The 20,756-nt window shown below is 69.3% G+C and carries 20 protein-coding genes; 11 read left to right on the top strand and 9 right to left on the bottom strand.

Annotated features, from left to right (window positions below; all coding sequences use genetic code 11):
- Nucleotides 1-16 precede the first annotated feature (16 nt).
- The 3 genes from V8688_RS01040 to V8688_RS01030 are packed head-to-tail and all read left to right on the top strand — an operon-like array spanning nt 17 to nt 3,682.
- On the top strand, nt 17-1,402 hold the full coding sequence (locus V8688_RS01040; RefSeq protein WP_342799931.1) for an allophanate hydrolase: 1,386 nt from the start codon (nt 17-19) through the stop codon (nt 1,400-1,402).
- The gene (locus V8688_RS01035; RefSeq protein ID WP_342799930.1) at nt 1,399-2,088 is read left to right on the top strand and encodes a cysteine hydrolase; all 690 of its coding nucleotides are present in this window, start codon (nt 1,399-1,401) and stop codon (nt 2,086-2,088) included. The genes V8688_RS01040 and V8688_RS01035 overlap by 4 nt, the downstream gene beginning before the upstream one ends.
- A 16-nt stretch (nt 2,089-2,104) precedes the next feature.
- The gene (locus tag V8688_RS01030) at nt 2,105-3,682 is read left to right on the top strand and encodes a regulator (protein ID WP_342799929.1); all 1,578 of its coding nucleotides are present in this window, start codon (nt 2,105-2,107) and stop codon (nt 3,680-3,682) included.
- Between the two features lie 7 nt (nt 3,683-3,689).
- On the opposite strand, the gene V8688_RS01025 is transcribed toward V8688_RS01030, so the two are convergent.
- Entirely contained in the window at nt 3,690-4,220 is a 531-nt protein-coding gene (locus V8688_RS01025) for a MarR family winged helix-turn-helix transcriptional regulator (RefSeq protein WP_308248587.1), read from the bottom strand.
- A gap of 198 nt (nt 4,221-4,418) precedes the next feature.
- Between V8688_RS01025 and V8688_RS01020 the strand changes: the two genes are divergently transcribed.
- The gene (locus V8688_RS01020) at nt 4,419-6,410 is read left to right on the top strand and encodes an MMPL family transporter (RefSeq protein WP_342799934.1); all 1,992 of its coding nucleotides are present in this window, start codon (nt 4,419-4,421) and stop codon (nt 6,408-6,410) included.
- Between the two features lie 16 nt (nt 6,411-6,426).
- Here V8688_RS01020 and V8688_RS01015 read toward each other — a convergent pair whose 3' ends face one another.
- A complete protein-coding gene (locus V8688_RS01015; RefSeq protein WP_218720081.1) occupies nt 6,427-7,275 on the bottom strand; it encodes an NAD(P)H-binding protein in 849 nt (282 codons plus the stop codon).
- 96 nt (nt 7,276-7,371) lie between these two features.
- Between V8688_RS01015 and V8688_RS01010 the strand changes: the two genes are divergently transcribed.
- Entirely contained in the window at nt 7,372-8,262 is an 891-nt protein-coding gene (locus V8688_RS01010) for a DUF5995 family protein (protein WP_342799928.1), read from the top strand.
- 90 nt (nt 8,263-8,352) lie between these two features.
- Here the strand turns inward: V8688_RS01010 and V8688_RS01005 are convergent, their stop codons facing one another.
- Both V8688_RS01005 and V8688_RS01000 read right to left on the bottom strand, forming a co-directional pair.
- Nucleotides 8,353-9,276: an NAD-dependent epimerase/dehydratase family protein gene (locus tag V8688_RS01005; RefSeq protein ID WP_342799927.1), complete on the bottom strand. Its 924-nt coding sequence runs from the start codon at nt 9,274-9,276 to the stop codon at nt 8,353-8,355.
- The gene (locus tag V8688_RS01000; protein ID WP_342799926.1) at nt 9,273-9,950 is read right to left on the bottom strand and encodes a helix-turn-helix domain-containing protein; all 678 of its coding nucleotides are present in this window, start codon (nt 9,948-9,950) and stop codon (nt 9,273-9,275) included. The genes V8688_RS01005 and V8688_RS01000 overlap by 4 nt, the downstream gene beginning before the upstream one ends.
- Nucleotides 9,951-10,028: 78 nt before the next feature.
- Here V8688_RS01000 and V8688_RS00995 point away from each other — a divergent pair, with 78 nt between their 5' ends.
- Both V8688_RS00995 and V8688_RS00990 read left to right on the top strand, forming a co-directional pair.
- Complete coding sequence (locus V8688_RS00995; RefSeq protein WP_342799925.1) at nt 10,029-11,471, top strand: MFS transporter; 1,443 nt, start codon at nt 10,029-10,031, stop codon at nt 11,469-11,471.
- Between the two features lie 13 nt (nt 11,472-11,484).
- Nucleotides 11,485-12,255, top strand: coding sequence for a hypothetical protein (locus V8688_RS00990; RefSeq protein ID WP_342799924.1), 771 nt, complete (start codon nt 11,485-11,487; stop codon nt 12,253-12,255).
- Between the two features lie 47 nt (nt 12,256-12,302).
- Here the strand turns inward: V8688_RS00990 and V8688_RS00985 are convergent, their stop codons facing one another.
- The 3 genes from V8688_RS00985 to V8688_RS00975 all read right to left on the bottom strand — a co-directional run bounded on the left by V8688_RS00985 (nt 12,303) and on the right by V8688_RS00975 (nt 15,190).
- Nucleotides 12,303-12,845 carry a hypothetical protein gene (locus V8688_RS00985; protein WP_316574752.1) on the bottom strand — a complete coding sequence of 181 codons (543 nt, stop codon included), beginning with the start codon at nt 12,843-12,845 and terminating at the stop codon, nt 12,303-12,305.
- Complete coding sequence (locus tag V8688_RS00980; protein WP_316574753.1) at nt 12,835-13,287, bottom strand: MarR family transcriptional regulator; 453 nt, start codon at nt 13,285-13,287, stop codon at nt 12,835-12,837. Before V8688_RS00980 ends, V8688_RS00985 begins: the two co-directional genes overlap by 11 nt.
- A 175-nt stretch (nt 13,288-13,462) precedes the next feature.
- On the bottom strand, nt 13,463-15,190 hold the full coding sequence (locus tag V8688_RS00975) for a GMC family oxidoreductase (protein WP_218720089.1): 1,728 nt from the start codon (nt 15,188-15,190) through the stop codon (nt 13,463-13,465).
- A gap of 99 nt (nt 15,191-15,289) precedes the next feature.
- Here V8688_RS00975 and V8688_RS00970 point away from each other — a divergent pair, with 99 nt between their 5' ends.
- The 4 genes from V8688_RS00970 to V8688_RS00955 all read left to right on the top strand — a co-directional run bounded on the left by V8688_RS00970 (nt 15,290) and on the right by V8688_RS00955 (nt 18,609).
- Nucleotides 15,290-16,021: a MerR family transcriptional regulator gene (locus tag V8688_RS00970; RefSeq protein ID WP_218720090.1), complete on the top strand. Its 732-nt coding sequence runs from the start codon at nt 15,290-15,292 to the stop codon at nt 16,019-16,021.
- A gap of 7 nt (nt 16,022-16,028) precedes the next feature.
- Complete coding sequence (locus V8688_RS00965; RefSeq protein ID WP_218720091.1) at nt 16,029-16,748, top strand: TetR/AcrR family transcriptional regulator; 720 nt, start codon at nt 16,029-16,031, stop codon at nt 16,746-16,748.
- Nucleotides 16,749-16,887: 139 nt separating this feature from the next.
- Nucleotides 16,888-17,481 carry a hypothetical protein gene (locus V8688_RS00960; RefSeq protein WP_316574755.1) on the top strand — a complete coding sequence of 198 codons (594 nt, stop codon included), beginning with the start codon at nt 16,888-16,890 and terminating at the stop codon, nt 17,479-17,481.
- Nucleotides 17,482-17,610: 129 nt separating this feature from the next.
- Nucleotides 17,611-18,609 carry a diiron oxygenase gene (locus V8688_RS00955; protein ID WP_218720093.1) on the top strand — a complete coding sequence of 333 codons (999 nt, stop codon included), beginning with the start codon at nt 17,611-17,613 and terminating at the stop codon, nt 18,607-18,609.
- A gap of 7 nt (nt 18,610-18,616) precedes the next feature.
- Here V8688_RS00955 and V8688_RS00950 read toward each other — a convergent pair whose 3' ends face one another.
- Both V8688_RS00950 and V8688_RS00945 read right to left on the bottom strand, forming a co-directional pair.
- Nucleotides 18,617-19,336 carry a TetR/AcrR family transcriptional regulator gene (locus V8688_RS00950; RefSeq protein WP_342799923.1) on the bottom strand — a complete coding sequence of 240 codons (720 nt, stop codon included), beginning with the start codon at nt 19,334-19,336 and terminating at the stop codon, nt 18,617-18,619.
- A 38-nt stretch (nt 19,337-19,374) separates the two neighbouring features.
- Nucleotides 19,375-20,697 (bottom strand): family 1 glycosylhydrolase, encoded by a 1,323-nt coding sequence (locus tag V8688_RS00945; RefSeq protein WP_218720094.1) that lies wholly within the window; start codon nt 20,695-20,697, stop codon nt 19,375-19,377.
- Between the last annotated feature and the right edge of the window lie 59 nt (nt 20,698-20,756).

The raw sequence follows: 20,756 nt of genomic DNA, 5'->3' as shown, positions 1-20,756 counted from the left end.
GTCGACAATCGACAACATGATCGGTTCGGCAGGCCCCACGGTCACGGAAATCCTCGCCCAGCACCAGGACGGCAACGGTTCGCCGACCAGAACGGCCGCGCGGGTCGCCGACGCCGTCGCGGCGCGCGGCGACGACGGCACCTGGATCACCCCGGTGCCGCGCGCCGCGTTGCTCGCCGCCGCGGCGGAGATCGAGCGTAGGCCGGGGGCGCGGGCGCTGCCGTTGTACGGCGTCCCGTTCGGGGTGAAGGACAGCATCGATGTCGCCGGCTACCCGACCACGCTGGCCTGCCCGGACTACGGCTACACCGCGACCCGCACTGCGCCCGCGGTTCAGCGGCTGCTCGACGCGGGCGCGTTGTTCGTCGGCAAGACCAACCTCGATCAATTCGCGACCGGGCTCAACGGCACCAGGACGCCGTATCCGTTGCCGCGCAGCGTGTTCGGTGGCGATCTCATCTCCGGTGGCTCGAGCTCCGGGTCGGCGCTGGCGGTCGCGCTCGGGCAGGTGCCGTTCTGCGTCGCCACCGACACCGCGGGCTCGGGCCGAGTGCCCGCCGCGCTCAACGGGATCGTCGGCTGGAAGCCGTCGCGCGGGTTGATCAGCACCGTCGGGCTGGTGCCCGCCTGTCGATCGCTCGACTGCCTGACCTTGATGGCCACGACGGTCGAGGACCTCGACCTGGTCTTCGACATCATCGCCGGGATCGACCACGACGATCCGTGGACGCGGGCGCGCGGGCCGCGCTATCGCGGCGCACCGATCCGGGTCGGCCTGCCCGCCGCGACCGAGCTCGAGTTCTTCGGCGACGAGGCGATGCGCGTCGCCCACCTGGCGGCCCGGGATCGCCTGCCGCGCTCCGGCTTCGACTGCGTGGAGACCACGTTGACGCCGTTCCTGGACGCCGGCGCCCTGCTCTACCAGGGCCCGTGGGTCGCCGAGCGACTCGTCGAGTTCGAGACCTTCCTCGCCGAGCGGCCCGACTCGATGCTGCCGGTGATCCGCGAGATCCTCACCGGCGGGCAGCGATTCACCGCGGTCGAGGTGTTCCGCGCGCAGCAGCGGTTGCAGGAGCTGCGGGCCGGGGTCGGCCGGCTGTGGGCGGACTTCGACGTGGTGATCGTCCCGACGATCGGCACCACCTTCACCGTCGAGCAGGTCCTGGCCGACCCGATCGCGACCAACACCGTCCTCGGGCACTACACCCACTTCGGCAACCTGCTCGACCTCACCGCGGTCGCCGTGCCCGCGGGCACCACCCGCGACGGCAGGCCGGTCTCGCTCATGGTGTTCGGGCCCGCCCTGGCCGACGATGTCGTCCTCGCGGCCGCCGCCCGCCTGCTCGACGAACCCCGCGCTGTCACCCCATCACTCGCCACCGTCCTCGAGGACCACCGATGACCGAGATCCCCGCCACCCCGGCACCGTTCCCCTTCGACCCGGCCACGACCGCGCTGCTCGTGATCGACATGCAGCGCGACTTCCTGCTCCCCGGCGGCTTCGGCGAGAGTCTCGGCAACGATGTCGCGCTGCTGCGGACGGTCATCGACCCGCTGGCCGGGCTGCTCGCCGCCGCGCGCGCCACCGGCATGCCGGTGATCCACACCAGGGAGGGGCACCTGCCCGATCTCTCGGACTGCCCGCCCGCGAAATTGCGGCGCGGCACCCCGTCCCAGCGGATCGGCGACCCGGGCGCGTTCGGCCGGATCCTGATCCGCGGCGAGTACGGACACGACATCATCGACGAACTCGCGCCCATCGAGGGCGAGGTGGTGATCGACAAACCGGGCAAAGGCGCGTTCTACGCGACCGAGCTCGGCGAGGTACTGCACCGGCTCGCGATCACCTCGCTGCTCGTCACCGGCGTCACCACCGAGGTATGCGTGCACACGACCGTCCGCGAGGCCAACGATCGCGGCTACGAGTGCCTGGTCGTCGCCGACTGCGTCGGCTCCTACTTCCCCGAGTTCCAGCGCGTCGGGCTGGCGATGATCGCCGCCCAGGGCGGGATCTTCGGGTGGGTCGCCGACTCGACCGCTGTCGTCACCGCGCTGACGGCCACCACCGCTTCACCAGTCACGGCCTAGCGAACAGGAACAGCCCATGTCCGTCGACACGACCACCACCAGCAAAGCCCCCGAACCTCCTGCGCCCCTGGTGCTTCCGTGGTGGACACGCGGTGACACCAATGCCTTCTTCGGTCTGGCGTTCAACATCCTGGTCAACGTCTTGACCCTCACCACGCTCACCATCGCCGTGGTGCGGATCCCCAGCGGTGATGTCCTGGGCACCGTGCTGCCCGCGCTCGGGGTCGCGCTGGTGCTCGGCAATCTCTACTACATGGTCCTCGCGCGGCGGCTGGCCCGGCGGGAGAATCGCGGCGACGTCACCGCACTGCCGTACGGACCGAGTGTGCCGCACATGTTCATCGTCGTGTTCGTGGTGATGCTGCCGATCTACCTGACGACCGGAGATCCGTTGCGGGCGTGGGCGGCCGGGCTGGCCTGGGCGTTCATGATCGGGGTGATCGTGATGATCGGCGCCTTCGTCGGGCCCGCCATCCGCCGGGTCACCCCGCGCGCCGCGATGCTGGGCACCCTCGCCGGCATCTCGATCACCTTCATCGCCATGCGGCCCGCCGCGCAGATGTGGGAGGTGGCCTGGATCGGTCTGCCCGTGCTGGCCATCATCCTGATCGGCTTCTTCACCGATGTGAAGCTGCCGGGCAATATCCCGGTCGGGCTGGTGGCGCTGCTGGTGGGCACGGCCATCGGCTGGATCGGCGGCTACATGTCCGCACCCGATGTGGCGCAGGCGGCGAGCGATATCGCGCTGGGCCTGCCGGACCTGCGCCTGGATCTGCTGTTCGACGGATTGAGCAACCTCGCGCCGCTGCTGGCCACCGCCATTCCGCTCGGCATCTACAACTTCACCGAGGCGATGAGCAATGTCGAGAGCGCCGCGGCGGCCGGGGACAACTACAACCTGCGCAGCGTCCTGCTGGCCGACGGCTTCGGCGCGATCATCGGGGCAGGCTTCGGCTCCCCGTTCCCGCCCGCGGTCTACATCGGCCACCCGGGCTGGAAGGACGCCGGCGGGCGCACCGGATACTCGCTGGCCAGCGGCCTGACCATCGGCGTCATGTGCCTGCTCGGCCTGTTCGGAGTGCTGGCGACGCTGCTGCCGATTCCGGCGATCGTGCCGATCCTGCTCTACATCGGCCTGCTGATCGGCGCCCAAGCCTTCCAAGCGGTGCCGCGACTGCACGCGGTGGCCGTCGTCGCCGCCCTGCTGCCCAATCTCGCGGAGTGGGCGGTGACCCAGATCGACAACGCGTTGTCGGCGGCGGGCACCTCGGCCGACAAGGTCGGGTCGGCGGCGCTGGGCCAGGCCGGTGTGGTGTACGACGGGCTGAAGACGTTCGGCTCCGGGGCGGTGCTGGCCGGTCTCGTGCTCGGCGCGATCGTCACCTTCGTTCTCGACAAGCGTTTCCGCGCAGCGGGACTGGCCGCGCTCATCGGCGCCGTACTGAGCTGGATCGGTCTCATCCACGCCCACGCGGTCGAGTGGGCGGCCGCGCCGCAAGTGGCCCTCGGGTACGCGTTCTTCGCGATCGTCTGCCTGGCCTACTCACTTGTGCCCTCGGCCGCGACCGAATCGGCGGCGGTCGACGAGACCTGATCGCCGCTCAGCCGGTGCCGTGCTGGTCCGCGGACTGTCCGGGCTCCGGGAGTTCGGTGTAGAACTCGCGCAGCGCCGCCGTCACTCCGACCAGCACCCGGTGGGCCGCCGCCAGATCGCTGTCGGGCAGATCCGCCAGCGCCGCCCGGACGCGCGCGCTGAGCGGGCCGAAGAATCCGGCCGCCACGGCCATGCCGTCCTCGGTATAGCCGAGATGGACGCGCCGCCGATCGGTGGCATCGGGTACCCGCGCGAGATGGCCGGATTCGATCATCCGCTCGACCAGATAGGTCACCGCGGGCGCGGACACGCCCATGAGTTTGCTCAGCTGGCCTGCGGTGACCGGCGCGCCCTCGGCGTCGGCGGTCGCCACGTGCATCAGGGCGCGGAAGTCGTTCGGGCGCAGATTGTTCGACCGTGCGAAGACGTGGCCGATCTGTTCCGAGATCGCGGTCAGCGCGCGCAGATCCCGGGCGATCTCGGTCTGCAGCTCCGTCCGGTCGACGGCCGGATCGGGCTCCGCGATGTCCTCGCCCACGCACTGTCTCCTCTCACTGTCCGGCTGCGAGCTTAGCGTCCGGATCCTGCGACGTTGCATATTAGTTAAGTTTCTGAAATAGTCTCCCTCGTGACGGGAGACAGCGACGGAAATGGCTGGGACCGGTTCGCCCGACTGGTCACCGGAAGGCGATCGTGGGCTGTGCTGCTGGTAGTGCTCGCTGCCGCGGTCGCCGTGATGGCGCTGGCCGGCGGCAACGACAGTGCGGGTCAGGCGCCGGTGTCGCTGCCCGGGTCGGCGGAATCGGCGCGGGCGGCCGAGGCCGTCGAGCAGTTTCCCGACGCGGGGACCGCCACCGCGATCATGGTGGCGACGCGCGTCGACGACGGCGTGCTGACCCCGCCGGACCTCGCGGCGGTGGACGCCGCGCTCACCCGGGCCGGGGTGCCCGCGCCCGAGGGACCGCGGGTCGTTCCCGCGCCCGACGGCCGCGCCGTCCTCGCGCAGATCCCGGTGTCGGCGGAGCTGAACGGTTTCGCGCTCACCGATCGGATCGCCGAGTTGCGCGTCGGGCTCACCGCCGAACTGCCGGATTCGTTGCGCGTGCAGGTGACCGGCGGTCCCGCCTTCGGCGCGGATATCGCCGACTCGTTCTCCGGCGCGAACACCCTGCTGTTGCTGGTCACCGCCCTCGTGGTGATGGTGCTGCTGATCGTCACCTATCGCTCGCCGGTGCTGTGGCTGGTCCCCTTGACCGTCGTCGGCCTGGCCGACCGCGTCGCCACGAGCGTGGGCACCGCGCTGGCCCAGGTCACCGGGCTGACCTTCGACGGGTCGACCTCCGGGATCACCAGCGTGCTGGTCTTCGGCGCCGGAACCAACTACGCCCTGCTGCTGGTGTCGCGCTACCGCGACGAACTGCACCGGCACGACGATCATCGGATGGCCCTGCGCGCGGCGGTGCGGCATGCCGCACCCGCCATCGTCGCCAGCAACGTCACGGTGGTACTGGCGCTGCTGACGCTGTTGCTGGCCCTGCTGCCCAACACCCGCAGCCTGGGCGCGTTCGCCGCGGCGGGCCTCGTCGTCGCCCTGATCTTCGTCCTCGCGGCCCTGCCGCCCGCACTGGCGCTGTGCGGACGAAGGGTGTTCTGGCCGTTCGTGCCACCCGCGGACGGTCGCGATACCGCCGCGCACGGCGTCTGGTCGGCCGTGGCCACGCGCGTGGTGCGGCGGCCCGCGATGGTGGCCGGTGTCGCGTCGGCGGTCCTGGTGGTGCTCGCCACCGGGCTGGCCACCACCGACATCGGACTCTCGCGCACCGAACAGTTCCGGGTCGACGCCGAATCGGTCGACGGGCTCGAGACCATGGCCGAGCACTTCCCGTCCGGCTCCTCGGACCCCGCCGTGGTGATCGCCCGGACGAGCGCCGATGCCGCCGTGCGCCCTGCACTCGAAGGCGTGCGGGGTGTTTCGCGGGCCACGGTGTCCGGTGTCTCCGAGGTCGGCACCACCCGCTGGTCGGTCGTGCTGGACGCGGCACCCGGCTCGGCGGAGGCATTCACCACCATCGAAGCGGTCCGCTCGGCCGTCGGCGCGGTTTCGGGCGCCGAGGCGCTCGTCGGCGGATCCGATGCCGAGGCGCTCGACATCCGCGATGCCGCCCGCCGGGATCAGGCGCTGGTCATCCCGCTGATCCTGGCCGTCGTGCTGCTGGTGCTGCTGGCGCTGTTGCGGGCCGTTCCGGCGGCGGTGCTGCTCGTCGGAGTGACCGTGCTCAGCGCGCTGGCGGCGCTCGGCGCGGGCAGCTGGATCAGCGGCACGGTGTTCGGGTTCCCGGCCCTGGACACCAATGTGCCGCTGTTCGGCTTCCTGTTCCTGGTGGCCCTGGGCGTGGACTACACGATCTTCCTGGTGACCAGGGCCCGCGAGGAGGCCGGAACGTACGGCACCACACAGGGAATGGTGCGTGCCGTCGCCTCGACGGGGGCGGTGATCACCAGCGCGGGTGTCGTTCTCGCCGCGGTGTTCTGTGTGCTGGGCGTTCTGCCGTTGATCACGCTGACCCAGCTGGGCATCGTCGTCGGTATCGGCATCCTGCTCGACACCTTCGTGGTGCGGACCCTGGTCGTCCCGGCGCTGTTCGCGTTGCTGGGCGACCGGGTCTGGTGGCCGTCGTCGCCCGCGAGGACCGAGGACGCGGGCGCCGAGCCGGTCCACGCGTCGTGAGGACGGGGCCTGGCGATCAGGCGTCGTGCGGCAAGGACGCCAGGTAGTCCCGGAAGTCGGTGGCCTGGTGTCCGGTGAGGGCGGGCACCGCGTCGGAGACCTGGGCGAGATCGCCCTGGGCGATGGCGGTGTAGGTGCTTACCCAGCCGTCGACCTCCCACTGCGGCGCGTGGTAGCCGGCGCGCGTGGCGTAGGCCTCCTCGACGGTCTGATCGACGAAACGGTAGGGGCGGCCGAGGATTTCGGTCATGTCGGCCGCGGCGGTCGGCAACGTGAAGGCGCGCGGGCCGGTGAGATCGAAGGTCTCGCCGGTGTAGGTGGTCGAGGCCAGTACGGCGGCGGCGCAGTCGGCGACGTCGGCGCGGGTCACCGCGGCCACCTTGCCGTCACCGGCCGGGCCCGCGATGACGCCGTCGGCATCGGCGAAGTGCGGGATGATGTCCTGATACTGGTTGTCGCGCAGGAACGTGAAGTCCAGACCGGACTGGCGGATGGCCTGCTCGGTGTACCAGTGGTCGCGGCCGAAGGTGAAGGTGCAGTCCGGTGCCGCGCCGACGAACGACAGATACACGATGCGCCGGACACCCGCGCTCCGAGCGGCGTGCACCACTGTGGCCTGCTGCGCGGCGCGGTCGGCGCTCTCCGTGGCCGAGACGAAGAAGAAGGTCTGCACACCTTCCAGCGCGGGGGCCACCGTCGCCGGATCGGCGAAATCGAGGACCGCCCGGCTCGCGCCCGCGATGGCCGGCAGGCGGTCGAGGCGCCGGCCGAGCAACCGCAGCGGTGCGCTCGAGTCCGCGAGCAGCCGGGCGACCCGCCCGCCGATCTGTCCACTGGCCCCTGAAATCGCAATGGTTTCCGGCATCTGCCCAGGCTATTGCACGCGAGGTGCGTGGCAGTGGACGCGCCGGTCGCCGTGTCGCGCGCTGCGGTTCGGCCGTGCGAATGATGAAATCTGCGGGTGCGTGTTTCGAGCGGGATCGCCGCCTTCGCCGCGGCCGTGATCATGACCTTGCCCGCGCTCGTCGCGGCACCGGCGAGCGCGGCGGTGCGTGACACCGCCTGCGGGTCGACACTGTCCGCCGCCGACATCGCCGAGATCGTGCGGCTTTCCGACACCTCGACGATCACCGGCGCCGACGGTCTCGCCCGCCTCGAGGACGCCGTCGCCCGGCATCATCGGATCACCGAGATCCTCGTCGACCACCGAGATCTGCGCGGCTTGTTCGCAATCGGGCTCGACGGCGTCGAATACGCCGCCGTCATGCCGTTGCAGCGCGACCCCGGCGCCTTCGTCGACCGAGAGTACGCGCACGCGATCAGTACCGAACTGCTGCGACGCTTCCTCGACAACCTGTACGCCGAGTTCACCGGCGGCGTCGCCGAGCCGCAGTGGGCCCACTACTTCGCGCTCGCGCGGGACTGCGGCGCCTCGCGCGCCCGCACCGCGATGGCGGGCTACAACGCCCACCTGACCGTGGACCTGACGTATTCGGTTGCGGCCGTGGGCAGCCGGCCGGAGAACGCGCCGGACTATTTCGAGATCGTCGCCGGTATCGCCGCCGCCGGCGATCTGATCGTCGAGCGCACCAAGGCCGTCTACGGGGCCGACCTCGGCCCGCTGTGGCGGTTCTACTTCGTCGGCGAAGGACTCGACCAGCTCTTCGGCGCGGGAGTAGCGACCGAACAGCTGCTCATCGCCGCTGATCTCGGCGCCAACGTCGTCATCTTCACCAACGGCCTAGCCCTCCAGGACCCCGCCCTCGCTCCCACCGTCCGAACCGAGATCACCGCCCTGTGGCAGGCCGCGGACCTGGCGTTCGAGGCGCTGGCCCGGATCAACGCCCTCTGAGATCGGGAGGACGAAGCTACCGGCGAAGACAATCTCCGAGTCGGCGGGCGAGCTGATCCGCGCCGCGGGGAGGACAAGGCGAAGCGATTGTCAGAACCTGACACCGATCGCTGATAGATCATGCCGAAGCATCTCGATCTCGAGAAGTTCGTGAATCCATGTCGGCGCGGTTATGCGGTGGTGCGCCATCTCCCGGACTGCGGTGGCGGCGACCACGGCAGTGGCCAGCGATTGTCCACGGCCGCTGGCCCAGCGTGAGGACCCATCGAATGCTCGCACGAGCACAACCCATCTGTCGCCGCCGGGCATTCGATGCGGAACCACCGCCCGTAGTGCGGGTGCCCAGGTGAGTGCTGCCAGCCCGGCGGTGGCGAGGCGGGAGTCCAGTCTCAGGTAGCTGCGGACTGGTACTGCGAATTCGCGGGTGAGTCGGTGCTGGTCGACGAAGTCGGCGCGCAGCGCGGGAAACGGCCGGTATCCCGCGTATTCGGGAATGGTGAATTGCGCGGGTTCGGTGAAGTTGCGGACGCTGGTGCCGTCGGGGTCGGGGAAGTGTTGTCCCATCAGCCGGTAGGTCCAGGCGGTGGCGGCGGCGCCGTGGTGTTCCCCGGAACCGAGACCGACCATGATGTCGACGGGGCCGGGGTCGCGTGAGAGCACGTCGACGGCGAGCAGGGTCGTCAGGCCGGGCGCCAATCCGACCCCCAGGACGACAGGCCCCTCGACGCGCTCCAATGCCTGCACGTAGCCGGAGGTCGCGGAAATCTCGAGGAAGGCGATCCCGCGGCAGGCGCACGCCTCCGCGAGCCCAATGTCCTCGACGCCTGCGCAATTCACCACGATCGAGACTCCGTCGAGAGCGGAGACGACACTGTCCACCAGGGCGACATCGAGCACGCGGTCCGCGCGTGCCGCATCGCGTCCGGCCGCGAGCACCGGTACACCTCGTGCGCGCAGTAGCCGTACCAGATGGCCTCCGACGGCTCCGTATCCGCCCAGGACCAGCACACTCACAGGGTTTCCTCGGGCGCGAGCGCTTCGACGGAGTCGCCGCGGAGTCGTGCTGAGGGGAGCAGTTGCCGTGTGAGCGCGTCGGTGGCCCACGACGCCCACTCGGCATCCGTCCAGCCGCGTTGGTGGACGAGTAGGCGGTAGGTCTCGGGGGCCAGTGTGGCAAGAGCGATGTCGGCGGCGCGGGCAGCGGTGATGCCACCGCGCAGCGTCGTCTTGCCGGCGAGGGCCTCGGCCAGACGAAGTTGGACCAGGTGACGTTGGGCGACGTTGGTTTCCCAGATCTCGGCGAGTTCCGGGTCGGTCGCCGCGGCCGACCGAATCACCTCGAGCAACGGGCTGACCCGAGCGAAAATCGTTGCCGCTGCGGCGACTTGAAGCCGGATCTGCTCGGCGGGCGCCGCTGCGAGGGCCTCGGTGAACCAGGGACGGTCCATGGTGGCGACCGGTTCGGTGTCGCCGGCGATCTCGACGTCGAGTAGTTCGGACAGGATCGCGCGCTTGGTGGCGAAGGTGAAGTACAGCGTCTGCACCGCCATGCCGGCCTGATCGGCGATGGCCTTCATCGTGGTCGGTGTGTAGCCGCGGGTGGTGAACAGTTCCCGTGCCGCTGCCAGCATCTTTTCTCGGTTGGCCGTTGTCCTGGCTGCTCGCACACCGGTGTTCTTGCCTGTCATGCCTCGCATACTACTTGACTAGAGCGTAACTCTAGTGAAATCTGACTAGAGTTACGCTCTAGCGAAAGGGTTGTGCTCATGCCGAGCAAGGTTGTACTCGCGCCGAAGGACCGGCTGGTCCTGCTGTTGATCACGATGGTCGAGCTGGTGGTCTTCCTGGACACGACCGTGCTGAATGTGGCGCTGCCCAGCATCGGCGCGGACCTCGGGCTCGACGAAGCGGGATTGGGCTGGGTGACCAACGCCTACCTCCTCGCCTTCGGCGGATTCATGCTGCTCGGCGGGCGCGCCGCCGATCTGCTCGGACCACGCCGGGTGTTCGCGGGCGGGCTCGCAGTCTTCACGGTGGCGTCCGCGCTGGCCGGATTCGCGCCGACCCCGGCGGTCCTCATCGCGGCCCGGGCATTGCAGGGCCTCGGCGCGGCCGTGGTCATCCCCGCGCAACTGGCACTGCTCACCCTGACGTTCACCGAACCCACGGCACGCAACCGCGCCTTCGGCGTGTGGAGTGCGATGGGGGCGGCGGGCGCGGCCATCGGCACCGCGGTCGGCGGACCACTCACCGATCTGTTCGGCTGGCCGTCGATCTTCCTGATCAACCTGCCCGTGGGTGTGCTGGCGCTGGCCTACGTCCGAGTGCTCCCGCCGGATCCGGCGCCATCCGTCCGGGCGCTGCGTCGGCTCGACGTGCCGGGTGCGATCACCGGCACGGTGGGGCTGTTGATCACCGGATATGCCATCGGCGCCCTCGGCGGCGAGTCGACGCGCACCGCGGCGTCGGGTCTGCTGGTGACCGGGCTCGCCCTGCTCGCGGGCTTCGTACTCCTCGAGGCGCGGAGCGCGCATCCGCTGATGCCGTTGCGGCTGTTCGCCGTTCGCCAGGTGAGCGGGTCGGCCGTAGTCAACGCGCTGGTCGGTGCGGCGCACGTGCCCACCTTCGCCCTGCTGGCGCTGTACCTGCAGAACACTCAGCACTACAGTCCGACCGGCTCCGGCCTCGCGGTGCTACCGGTGGCCGTGGTGAACGTGGTGGTCTCCCGGACGCTGATCCCGTACGCGCTGGATCGGCTGGGTGCCTGGCGGGTGCTGGCTGCGGGCCTCGGGCTACAGGCGCTGGCCATGGCCTGGTTCGCTCGTCTGCCCGAGCATGGCAACTACCTGATCGACGTGCTGCCCGGGGCGGTGCTGCTCGGCGTCGGCCTGCCCGCCGCGTTCGTCGGCGTCACCGTCCCCGCGGTCACCTCCGTTTCCCCAAGCGACGCCGGGATCGCGGCGGGCATCGTCAACACCGCACAGCGTGTCGGATCGGGGGTCGGAGTCACGGCTGTTCTGCTGCTCGCCGATGTGGTGGCTCGGCAGTCCCCGGCAGTCGACGCCTACCGGACGGGCCTGAACGTCGCCTTCGCGGGCGCCGCCGCGCTGGCCGCGATCGGCGCCGTGCTGACCATCGCCTTGCTGCGCACGAGTCCGGCCACGGACGCGGAGCCGAAGTCCGAAACCCCCGCCGTAGTGAACGATTGACAGGAGTACCCCGATGGCAAACGACAAGCGTGGCTTCCACTGGATTCGCACCGAGATCGAACGACTCGATCCGGAGGTGGACAGCGAACGGATCGTGAGATTGACCAGCTGCCAGCTCCTCCCGAAGAGCCTGCTCGCGGTGCACCTGTTCTATACCGTCGGATTCGTCCGTTTCGCCGGTCCGCCGGTCTCGGCGGAATCGGTGGACCGCAACGGCACCGGGATGCTCTACGGCCACGGAATCCGGCGCGCCGACGAAACCATGTTCCACCTCTTCTCCTGGGTCGACGACGGCGTATCCAGCCCCACCAGCGTCGAAAGCCTCGGCTACGTACGGAACTGGCACTCCGGCGTTGCCCGCAACTGGCCGATGCCCGTGCATACCTTCCAGCACAGCGCCGCCGTCTTCACCCTCATCTACGACCGCCTGCTGCGACAGGTCGTCGGAGCTCCCGGACTGAGCGAGAACGAGCGCCGCGCCCAGCTGATCCACTGGCGCGGCGTGTCCGAACACCTCGGTGTGACCGATATCCCGGGTACCTGGCGGGACATGGAACAGTTCCTCGAATCCTACGAATACGGTGCTTCGCCGTGTTCGCGAAACGCCACCTGCTGCCGAATCCGCGTGCGGTGTTCCGGCTCAGCGACATCATCGCCGAGCACAAGTACTCGGCACTGGTCACACCATCCATCCCGGCGTCGGGAACCACACAGAGCGAACGCTGAGGCGGTGTCGGTTTCCGGCGCGGTACGCGGGTGCCGCCGATGTCGAACCTCTGGTTGAGCGTCCGCCCGTTTGCTGGTCGGCCGGAGGGAAACGAACAGGCCGGCTCAACGGAGACCGACATCGGTGCTGTGGTGATCGGTACCGTGATCGCTGGATTGGGCTTCGAACCATCGGTGCAGTGCGTCGACCAGTGTGGGGTCGGCCGAGGAGTAGTGCAGGGCCGCACCGGCGGTCAGTTCCTCGTAGCGAACGGTGATGCGACCCGCGCCTGCCCGGAGTTCGGCCAGTCCGGGCATCTGGTCGCCGTGAATTCTTGCGGGATCGGTGAAATCGCCCGCGGCGAACTTCGCTGCCTCTGCGGTGAGGTGTTCGCGGATCAGCCGGGTCTGCTCTGTCCCGGCGAGGTCGTTGGCGGTGACGGTTTGCTGTCCGCCGTCGGGGGTGGGCACGAAGGAGTGGGTGGTCTCGGTCAGATCGAACGGCATGACGGCGGCGCCTCGGTCGGCGACCTCTGCCCGCCGTTCCACCAGGCCTGACGGGGAGACTTCCCGTGTCGACGCCCACCACAGTCCGCCGGCGGCGACGATGAGCGCGAGGAAGACCGATACCACGGCACGGGTACGGCCGGACATGTTGTCAATGTTCATCTGCAGCCTCTGTCAGGGTCGAAAGTGCTTGCAGCACAGCGTCTCGCTGCGCTGTCGGGATGCGGCCGAGGAAGGTCTCCATTCGCGTGCGCCGGGCGGCCGAGATGTCCGCGGCCACCCGCTCACCGCTGTCGGTGAGCCGCAGTAGGACCATGCGTCCATCGGCCGCGCCGCCGCGGACTCGCTCGATCCAGCCGCGCCCTTCCATCAGCCCGACCATCCGGCTGACCGTGCTTTTGGTCAGTCGCAGGATCATGCCGAGTTCGGACTGGTTGATCGGTTGCCGTGCGGCGAGTTCGGTCAGTGCATGCGCTTGGGATATCGGGATCGTCTGCCCGCACGGCGTCGTGTCGGGTTGGTGCAACCCGAACGCTCGCACGAAGGCGACAACGCCGCTTTGCAGACGATCGACGTCCGGGTTCGCGGCAGGTTCGTTCGACATAGTTCGACCGTACAACCAATTAGTTCGATCGCACAACTACATGTCGGCAGGAGACTCGTCTGCGCTGGCGTCACCCGCCCGGGTCGCAGTCCCGGGCCGAGCTGCCGTGACCAGAAACAAAACAGCCCCGGGCAACGGGTGAACCGTTGTCCGGGGCCGATTTTCGCGACGGGGGTCAGCCCGCGGTCTGCTCCTTGCTGCGGATCTCGATGATCGGCAGGACCAGGGCGGCGGGGGCGCCTGCCGGGACGGCGGGCTGGTGCGGGGCGACCGGGTCGATGCGGGTGTAGCCGGCGCTCTGGTCGGGGCGGGTGTCGACCTCGCCCTTGTTCGGCCAGTAGGCGGCCGCGCGCTCGGCCTGGGCGGTGATGGTCAGCGACGGGTTCACGCCCAGGTTGGCCGAGACGGCGGCGCCGTCGACGACGCTGAGGGTGGGGTAGCCGAAGACGCGGTGGTAGGCGTCGATCACGCCGTGGTCGCGATCGGCGCCGATCGCGGCACCGCCGAGGAAGTGCGCGGTGAGCGGGACGTTGAAGACTTCACCCCAGGTGCCGCCCGCGACGCCGCCGATCTTCTCCGCGACGCGACGGGTGACATCGTTGCCCGCCGGGATCCAGGTCGGATTCGGTTCGCCGTGGCCCTGCTTGGAGGTCAGCTTGCGCCCGCCGAACAGCCCGCGCTTGGTGTAGGTGGTGATCGAGTTGTCCAGGTGCTGCATCACCAGCGAGATGATGGTGCGCTCGCTCCAGTTCTTCACGCTCAGGAAGCGCAGCAGCAGCAACGGATGCAGGAGTGCGACACCGAGGAAGCGCAGCCAGCGCGGGACCTTGCCGCCGCCGTCGACCATCAGGGTCTGTAGCAGGCCCATCGAGTTGGAGCCCTTGCCGTAGCGCACCGGCTCCACGTGAGTGTCGGGCGTCGGGTGGATCGAGGACGTGATCGCGACGCCCTTGGTGAAGTCCTGACCGGGGGCGAGCGTCTTGGTCGCCGCGCCGACGATGGACTCGGAGTTGGTGCGGGTCAGCAGGCCGAGCTTGTCCGACAGGTTCGGCAGCACGCCCTGATCGCGCATCGAGTGCAGCAGCTTCTGCGTGCCGAGCGTGCCCGCGGCCAGCACGACGTGCTCGGCGGTGAAGGTCTTGGGGTCCTTGCGGACCCAGGCGCCGGTGCGCTCGGTCGCGACGTCCCAGGTGCCGTCGGGCAGCGGACGCAGGGCAGTCACGGTCGTCATCGGAATGATCTGCGCCCCGGCCTTTTCCGCGAGGTACAGGTAGTTCTTGACGAGGGTGTTCTTGGCCCCGAACTTGCAGCCGACCATGCAGTCGCCGCATTCCACGCACCCGGTGCGCTCGGGGCCCGCGCCACCGAAGTACGGGTCGGCCACGGTCTTGCCCGGATCACCGAAGAAGACGCCGACGGGGGTCTGCACGAAGGTGTCGCCGACGCCCATGTCCTCGGCGACGGCCTTGAAGATCTCGTCGGCGGGGGTCATGTGCGGGTTGCGCACCACACCGAGCATCTTCTGGGCCCGCTCGTAGTACGGGGTGAGCTCGGCGCGCCAGTCGGTGATGTCGCGCCACTGGGCGTCCTGGAAGAACGGCTCCGGCGGCACGTAGAGGGTGTTGGCGTAGTTCAGCGAACCACCGCCGACTCCGGCGCCACCGAGGATCAGGACGTCGCGCAGGGGGTGGATGCGCTGGATGCCGAAGCAGCCGAGCTTGGGTGCCCACAGGAATTTGCGCAGGTCCCAGCTGGTCTTGGGCAGTTCGTCATCGGCGAACCGGCGACCCGCCTCGAGAATGCCGACCTTGTAGCCCTTCTCGACCAGGCGCAGCGCGGTGACACTGCCACCGAAGCCGGAGCCGACGATCAAGACGTCGAAGTCGGTGGTGCGATCGGACATACGAGGGCTCCTCGATCGGTGTCGACAGTGACCTCGGTAACGCTAACGTCGACAGCCAGAGCTGTCAAAGTCCGGCGCGGGCGGCCCTATGCTGGTCGGGTGCCCCGATATACCCGAGCGGAACTCGCCGACGTCAGCGGCGTCGCGGCGCGCACCATCCGCTACTACCACTCGCTCGGCGTGCTGCCGAAACCCGGCCGCGCGGGCAAGGAGGTCGTCTACTCCGACGCGCACCTGGACCGGTTACGCGACATCGTCGCGATGCAGGCCCGCGGGCTGCGCCTGGACGCCATCCGCGAGGTGTTCGACGCCGAGCCGTCGCCCGGTGCGGGCGATTGGCGCACGCTGTTCGATCCGCGCGCCGTGCAGGCGGGGGAGCGGGCGGTGATCGTCGACGACGCCGAGCTGATCGAGCTGCTCGGTGACCGCGGCACCGACGTCCTCGCCGAGCTCATCGGAGCGGGCTATCTCGAACGTCGCGACGACGCCTGGTTCGTGCCCGACCGTCCGATGCTCAAGGGCGCGCTCGTGCTCTACGACGTCGGCACCGACATCACGCTCAGCGGCGTCCTGCGCACGCTGATCCGGGAGCGGATCGCCGATCTGGCCGACGACGTGGTGCGCACGGTGCGCGCCGCCGCGGGCACCGGCTACGGCGGCGAGGACATCGGTGTCGACCTGAGCCGGTTCCGCGAGCAGTTCCTGGCCATGGCCTGGGAGGTCGGCGGCGCGACCTTCGCCGCGGAGATCGAACGCGCGGCCGGAGTCGTCGAGCCGGCCGACGACACAGCCCAGCGGCGGCGACTGGACCGGGCCGCGGGTGCGCGATGATCGGGGGATGAGTACCGATCGACCGGGGCCGAGGGCACTGGCGCGCGCCCAGACCCTCGCCGACATCAAGCGGATCGGCCGCGAGCACCTGGCGTCGCAGGGCGCGGCCGCGCTGTCGCTGCGCGCCGTCGCCCGTGATCTGGGGGTCGTGTCGTCGGCGGTGTACCGGTACGTGCGCAGCCGCGACGAATTGCTGACGATGCTCGTCGTCGACGGCTACAACGCGCTCGGCGACGCGGTCGACGCGGCACTGGCCGACGCGCCCGACGACCCGGCGACGCGGTTCCGGGTGGTCGCCCGGACGGTGCGGACCTGGGCGCTGGCCGAGCCCGCCTGGTACGGATTGCTGTTCGGCACGCCCGTGCCGGGCTACGCCGCCCCCGCCGAGGACACCGAGACCCCCGGAATCCGGGTGATCGCGACGCTGCTCGGCATCATCGACAGCGCCTTCCGCGCCGGACAGCTCGGCGCTCCCGCCGTCGAGCCGGTCGTGTCGACCGCCACGTCGGCCGACTTCACCGCAATCCGGGAGCAATTCGGCATGACCGCCCCGGACTGGTTGATCGTGGGCGGCCTCACCGCCTGGACGACCCTGTTCGGCGCCGTGAACTTCGATGTCTTCGACATGTACGGCCGCGACACCTTCGCCGATCGGGCCGAGGTGTTCGACCTCCAGATCGACCAGATGCTGCGAATGCTCGGATTCGGCCGAGTAGCCGTGAACTAGCCATTCGGTCCGGTGTGGCGGACCGCCTACTGTGGACCGGTCGGTACCGTAGCGAACGAGGTGATTCCCACGGTATGTGGAAAGAGAGATGTGTGTACGGCGATGTCCACCGGCGTCGCCAACGAACGGGAGTGCCCGAGTGAATTCTCGCGAGGAGATGTTGCGTCGCGTCCGTGACGGGCTGCTGGACCTACCCGACGACGAGCGCCGAGTCCCTCTGCGCCGGACCTCACGGCACGGCGACGATGTCGATCCCGCCGAGCGTGCCGCGGTCCTGGCCGAGTTCGCCGAACGGTTGCGCGACCACGGCTCCCTCGTTCGTACCGTCGACCTCGCCGGCCTCCCGGCCGCGGTCGCCGACGTCTTGTACGGCATGAGCGTGCGCTCGGTCCAGGCCGCGGTCGAACCGGGCCCGGCCTGGCTCGATCACTGGGCGAGCGCGCCCGGGCACGAGGTCGTGCACCGCGGCTCGGGTGCGGCGGACTCCGGCGACGCCGTCGTCCGCGACGCGGTGGCGGGCGACGCCTCGACCGGCTCTCTCGCTCTCGACGTCGACGGCGGTCCCGACGTCTCCGAAGTGGTTCCTCAGGTCTGTGTCCTGCGCGCCGAGCGTGTCTTCGGCTCCCTGCCCGACGCCCTCGACCGCCTCGACCCCCGCCGCCCCCTGGTCTGGCTGGGCGGTCCCGGCGATGCCGATCTCGCGCGCCGGCTGGTCGTGCTCCTCGTCGAATAGCGGTTCGCGATCGGCGGTCACAAGTCGGTGTGGCGGGTTGTGTGGGACTGTGGGTCTCAGTTATTCTCGGATCAACCGGTGTGACGACGCTTACAGCGCCGACGCCGGACGCGAACCGAGGAGGCACCGATGACGCTGACCGAATCGAGCCGTGGCGGACTCATCACCGAGGAGTACCGAGATGCGCTGGCGACCCTCTCGCAGGGGTCGGTCGACCGGCATTTCGATCCCTACCTCGATATCGACTGGGATTCGCCGGAGCTCGCCCTTGACCCGGACGACGTGCGCTGGGTTCTCTCGCCCGACGTCGACCCGCTGGGTGCCACGCAGTGGTATCGCGACCAGCCGCTGGATCGGCAGATCGCGATCGGGAAATGGCGAATCGCGAACACGATCAAGGTGGGCGCGGCCTTCGAGAGCATCCTGATCCGCGGAATGATGCAGTACATCATGAAGCTGCCGAACGGCTCGCCCGAGTTCCGGTACTGCTTGCACGAGATGACCGAAGAGTGCAACCACATCCAGATGTTCCAGGAGCTGGTGAATCGCATCGGGGTGGACGTGCCCGGTATGCGCCCGATGTTCAAGGCGCTTTCGCCGCTGATCGGTGTCGCGGGCGGCTACGCCCACACGATCCTGTTCATCGGCATCCTCGGCGGCGAGGAACCGATCGATCACTATCAGAAGGCGGTCATCCGCGAGGGTGCGTCCATGCCGCCGATGGTGTTGCGGACCATGGAGATCCACATCGCGGAGGAAGCGCGGCACATCTCCTTCGCCGGTGAGTTCCTGGCTGCGCACATCAGCCGGATGGGCAAATTCAACCGGGGCGCGTGTTCGGTGGCGTTCCCGATCGCCATGCGCTGGCTGGCCGGAGAGATCATGGCGCCACCGCGGTCGTTCGAGCGCGAATTCGGCATTCCCCACGAGGTGATCGAGCAGGCGTTCTGGAAGTCGGAGCACTCGCGCAAGATCCTGTCGGGCTACTTCGGTGACATGCGCAAGCTCGCCGACGACCTCGGCCTGATGAATCCGATCGCCCGGCGGTTGTGGCGCACGCTCGGTGTCGACGGCCCGGCCTCGCGCTACCGCAGCGAGCCCGAGCGCGGACATCGCCGGGTCGCCTGACGGCGGATCAGCTCGTGGCGAGTCGGGTGATGATGTCGACCAGCTGCTGATCGGGATCAAGGGTCAGGCCGTGGCGGCGGGCGACACCGTCGACCACGTGCCAGGCGTAGGAGGCGACCTCCTCGATCAACTGGTCCCTGGTCAGCACCGGCTGCGGGTCGTTGGCCCAGCGGGTGACGGTGGCCTCGGTCATCGACACGATGGCGAAGGTCATCGTGTCGGCCGAGCCGTCGTCGCTCACGCCGACGACACCGGCGAGGCCGGTGACCAGCGCCCGGGTCGACGCCGCGATGGTGCCGATCAGCGCGCTCATCGCGTCGATCTCGGAGTCGTCGTCCGACGGACCCGTCCGCAGGAACTCGTGCAGCCGGGGGTGGTCCTCGATCCAGGTGACCACGGCACCGACCGTGCGCACGAGAATGCTGTTGATGGATCCGTCCGCGATGTCGAGTGCGTCTTCGATGTCGGCGACGAAGCGGTCGGCGATCTCGCTCCTGATCCGCCGGTCGAGTTCGTCGCGGCCCGCGAACTGCCGGTACACCACCGATTTCGCGAGGCCGGCGTGCTCGGCGATCTGGACGATCGGCACCTCGACCCCGGCGGGCGCCTGCTCGAGCAATTCGACCGCCGACAGCACGATCCGCTCCCGGCGGCTGTCGTTGTGCGGTTGCCATCGGGCTTGTCTGCCGCTCACGGCGCTGGAGGGGCGTGACGTTGCGCTCGACACCCGCCCGAGTGTAGAGCACCCGGCACGCGCGGAAACCGCTACCGAGGGACCGACACGGGATCGGTGCAGCTCGTCGCCGCGTCGACCAGCGAGCACGGGACCGGTGCGCGGGTCGGGCGGTAGTCGGCGGGGACGCCGCCGCCCGCGGTGATCGCGCGGTAGGCCGCGACAGCGTCGGTCGGGGTACGGGTCAGCGTCGGGTCGGTCAGCACATCGACCGTGTACAGCCCGAAACGTGGTGTGTAGGAACCCCATTCGTAGTTGTCGGTCAGGCTCCAGTAGTTGTAGCCGATCAGCGGGATCCCGTCGGCGACGGCGCGCTGCAGCCAGTAGACGGTGTCGCGCAGGGAGTCGGCGCGGGTGTAGCCGTCCGCGCGTGGGAGACCGTTCTCCGTGGGGATGCCGTTCTCGACGATGTAGAGCGGCTTGCCGGGGAATCGGCGGGTGTAGTGGTCGAGGGCGTAGTAGATGCCTTCGGATTGCAGGGGCAGTGTCCAGAGTCGGTCGAAGTCGGGGACGGTGAGCTGGGTGGGGGAGACACCGTAGTAGTAGTCGATGCCGATGTAGTCGAGACGGGCCGCGATGCGGTCGAGCAGTGGCCCGCTGACCGCGTCGTCGACGCCGGGAATGAAGGCGATATTGCTGGTGACCCGCGCTCCGGGCTGCACGGAGTGGATGTAGTCGTAGATGTTGTTGTGCGCCTGGGCGATTCGGTCGGTCATGGCAGGGGCGTCGGCCACGCCGATCCCGCCCTTGCGCACTTCGTTGACCAGATAGAACGTCGGCTCGTTGAAGGTCACCCACAGGGGGTCGACGCCGGCGAAACGGTCGACCACCGCCCGCGCGTTGGCGAGCCAGTTCGACACGATCTCGGGATCGCGCCAGCCACCACGGTCGGCGGTCCAACCCGGGTACACCCAGTGGTCGAGGGTGAGCATCGGGCGCATCCCCGCGTCGGTGATCGCGCGCACGACGTCGTCGTAGAAGGCGAGTGCGCTCTCGTCCCAGACGCCGGGTTGTGGTTGCACCCGCGCCCACTCGATGCCGATGCGGTACACGCGCACACCGAGATCCGCGGCGAGGGCGATGTCGGAGCGGTACCGGGTGCGGAAGTCCACCGAGTTCAGATAGGGGTCCTGGGTGGCACCCGAGGCCGCGTAACGGCGCCAATTGCTGTCCGGCGCATCGCCTTCGGCCTGGAATCCGGAAGCGGCTACGCCCCAAAGGAATTCGGGGCCGAGTGAGGCGAGGTGAGTCGGCGCCGGTGGACGGGCGATGGCAGGGGAGGGGCTGGCCGCCAGGAGTGCCGTGGCGGCCATGGCGACGGCGGCGAGGAATCGGCGACCGCTGGGGGAGGGCATGGCACTCGCTCCTGAGAGGAAGGGTGGGGGAGTGGTCCAGTGTGCGTCATCGGGACCAC

Source organism: Nocardia sp. No.11, assembly GCF_038752175.1.
GTDB classification, from domain to species: Bacteria; Actinomycetota; Actinomycetes; order Mycobacteriales; family Mycobacteriaceae; genus Nocardia; species Nocardia canadensis.
The sequence above is the reverse complement of the archived record's forward strand: the minus strand, read 5'-3'. Positions and strand labels throughout refer to the sequence as shown.

What these genes read in the sequence shown, in the direction of transcription:
- V8688_RS01020 (WP_342799934.1), top strand. Translation starts at nt 4,419, where the DNA reads ATGGCGCTGGCCGGCGGCAACGACAGTGCGGGTCAGGCGCCGGTGTCG.
- V8688_RS00945 (WP_218720094.1), bottom strand. Translation starts at nt 20,697, where the DNA reads ATGCCCTCCCCCAGCGGTCGCCGATTCCTCGCCGCCGTCGCCATGGCC.
- V8688_RS01000 (WP_342799926.1), bottom strand. Translation starts at nt 9,950, where the DNA reads ATGACAGGCAAGAACACCGGTGTGCGAGCAGCCAGGACAACGGCCAAC.
- V8688_RS00975 (WP_218720089.1), bottom strand. Translation starts at nt 15,190, where the DNA reads ATGTCCGATCGCACCACCGACTTCGACGTCTTGATCGTCGGCTCCGGC.
- V8688_RS00965 (WP_218720091.1), top strand. Translation starts at nt 16,029, where the DNA reads ATGAGTACCGATCGACCGGGGCCGAGGGCACTGGCGCGCGCCCAGACC.
- V8688_RS00955 (WP_218720093.1), top strand. Translation starts at nt 17,611, where the DNA reads ATGACGCTGACCGAATCGAGCCGTGGCGGACTCATCACCGAGGAGTAC.
- V8688_RS00990 (WP_342799924.1), top strand. Translation starts at nt 11,485, where the DNA reads ATGGCAAACGACAAGCGTGGCTTCCACTGGATTCGCACCGAGATCGAA.
- V8688_RS00985 (WP_316574752.1), bottom strand. Translation starts at nt 12,845, where the DNA reads ATGAACATTGACAACATGTCCGGCCGTACCCGTGCCGTGGTATCGGTC.
- V8688_RS01040 (WP_342799931.1), top strand. Translation starts at nt 17, where the DNA reads ATGATCGGTTCGGCAGGCCCCACGGTCACGGAAATCCTCGCCCAGCAC.
- V8688_RS00980 (WP_316574753.1), bottom strand. Translation starts at nt 13,287, where the DNA reads ATGTCGAACGAACCTGCCGCGAACCCGGACGTCGATCGTCTGCAAAGC.
- V8688_RS01015 (WP_218720081.1), bottom strand. Translation starts at nt 7,275, where the DNA reads ATGCCGGAAACCATTGCGATTTCAGGGGCCAGTGGACAGATCGGCGGG.
- V8688_RS00995 (WP_342799925.1), top strand. Translation starts at nt 10,029, where the DNA reads ATGCCGAGCAAGGTTGTACTCGCGCCGAAGGACCGGCTGGTCCTGCTG.
- V8688_RS01035 (WP_342799930.1), top strand. Translation starts at nt 1,399, where the DNA reads ATGACCGAGATCCCCGCCACCCCGGCACCGTTCCCCTTCGACCCGGCC.
- V8688_RS01030 (WP_342799929.1), top strand. Translation starts at nt 2,105, where the DNA reads ATGTCCGTCGACACGACCACCACCAGCAAAGCCCCCGAACCTCCTGCG.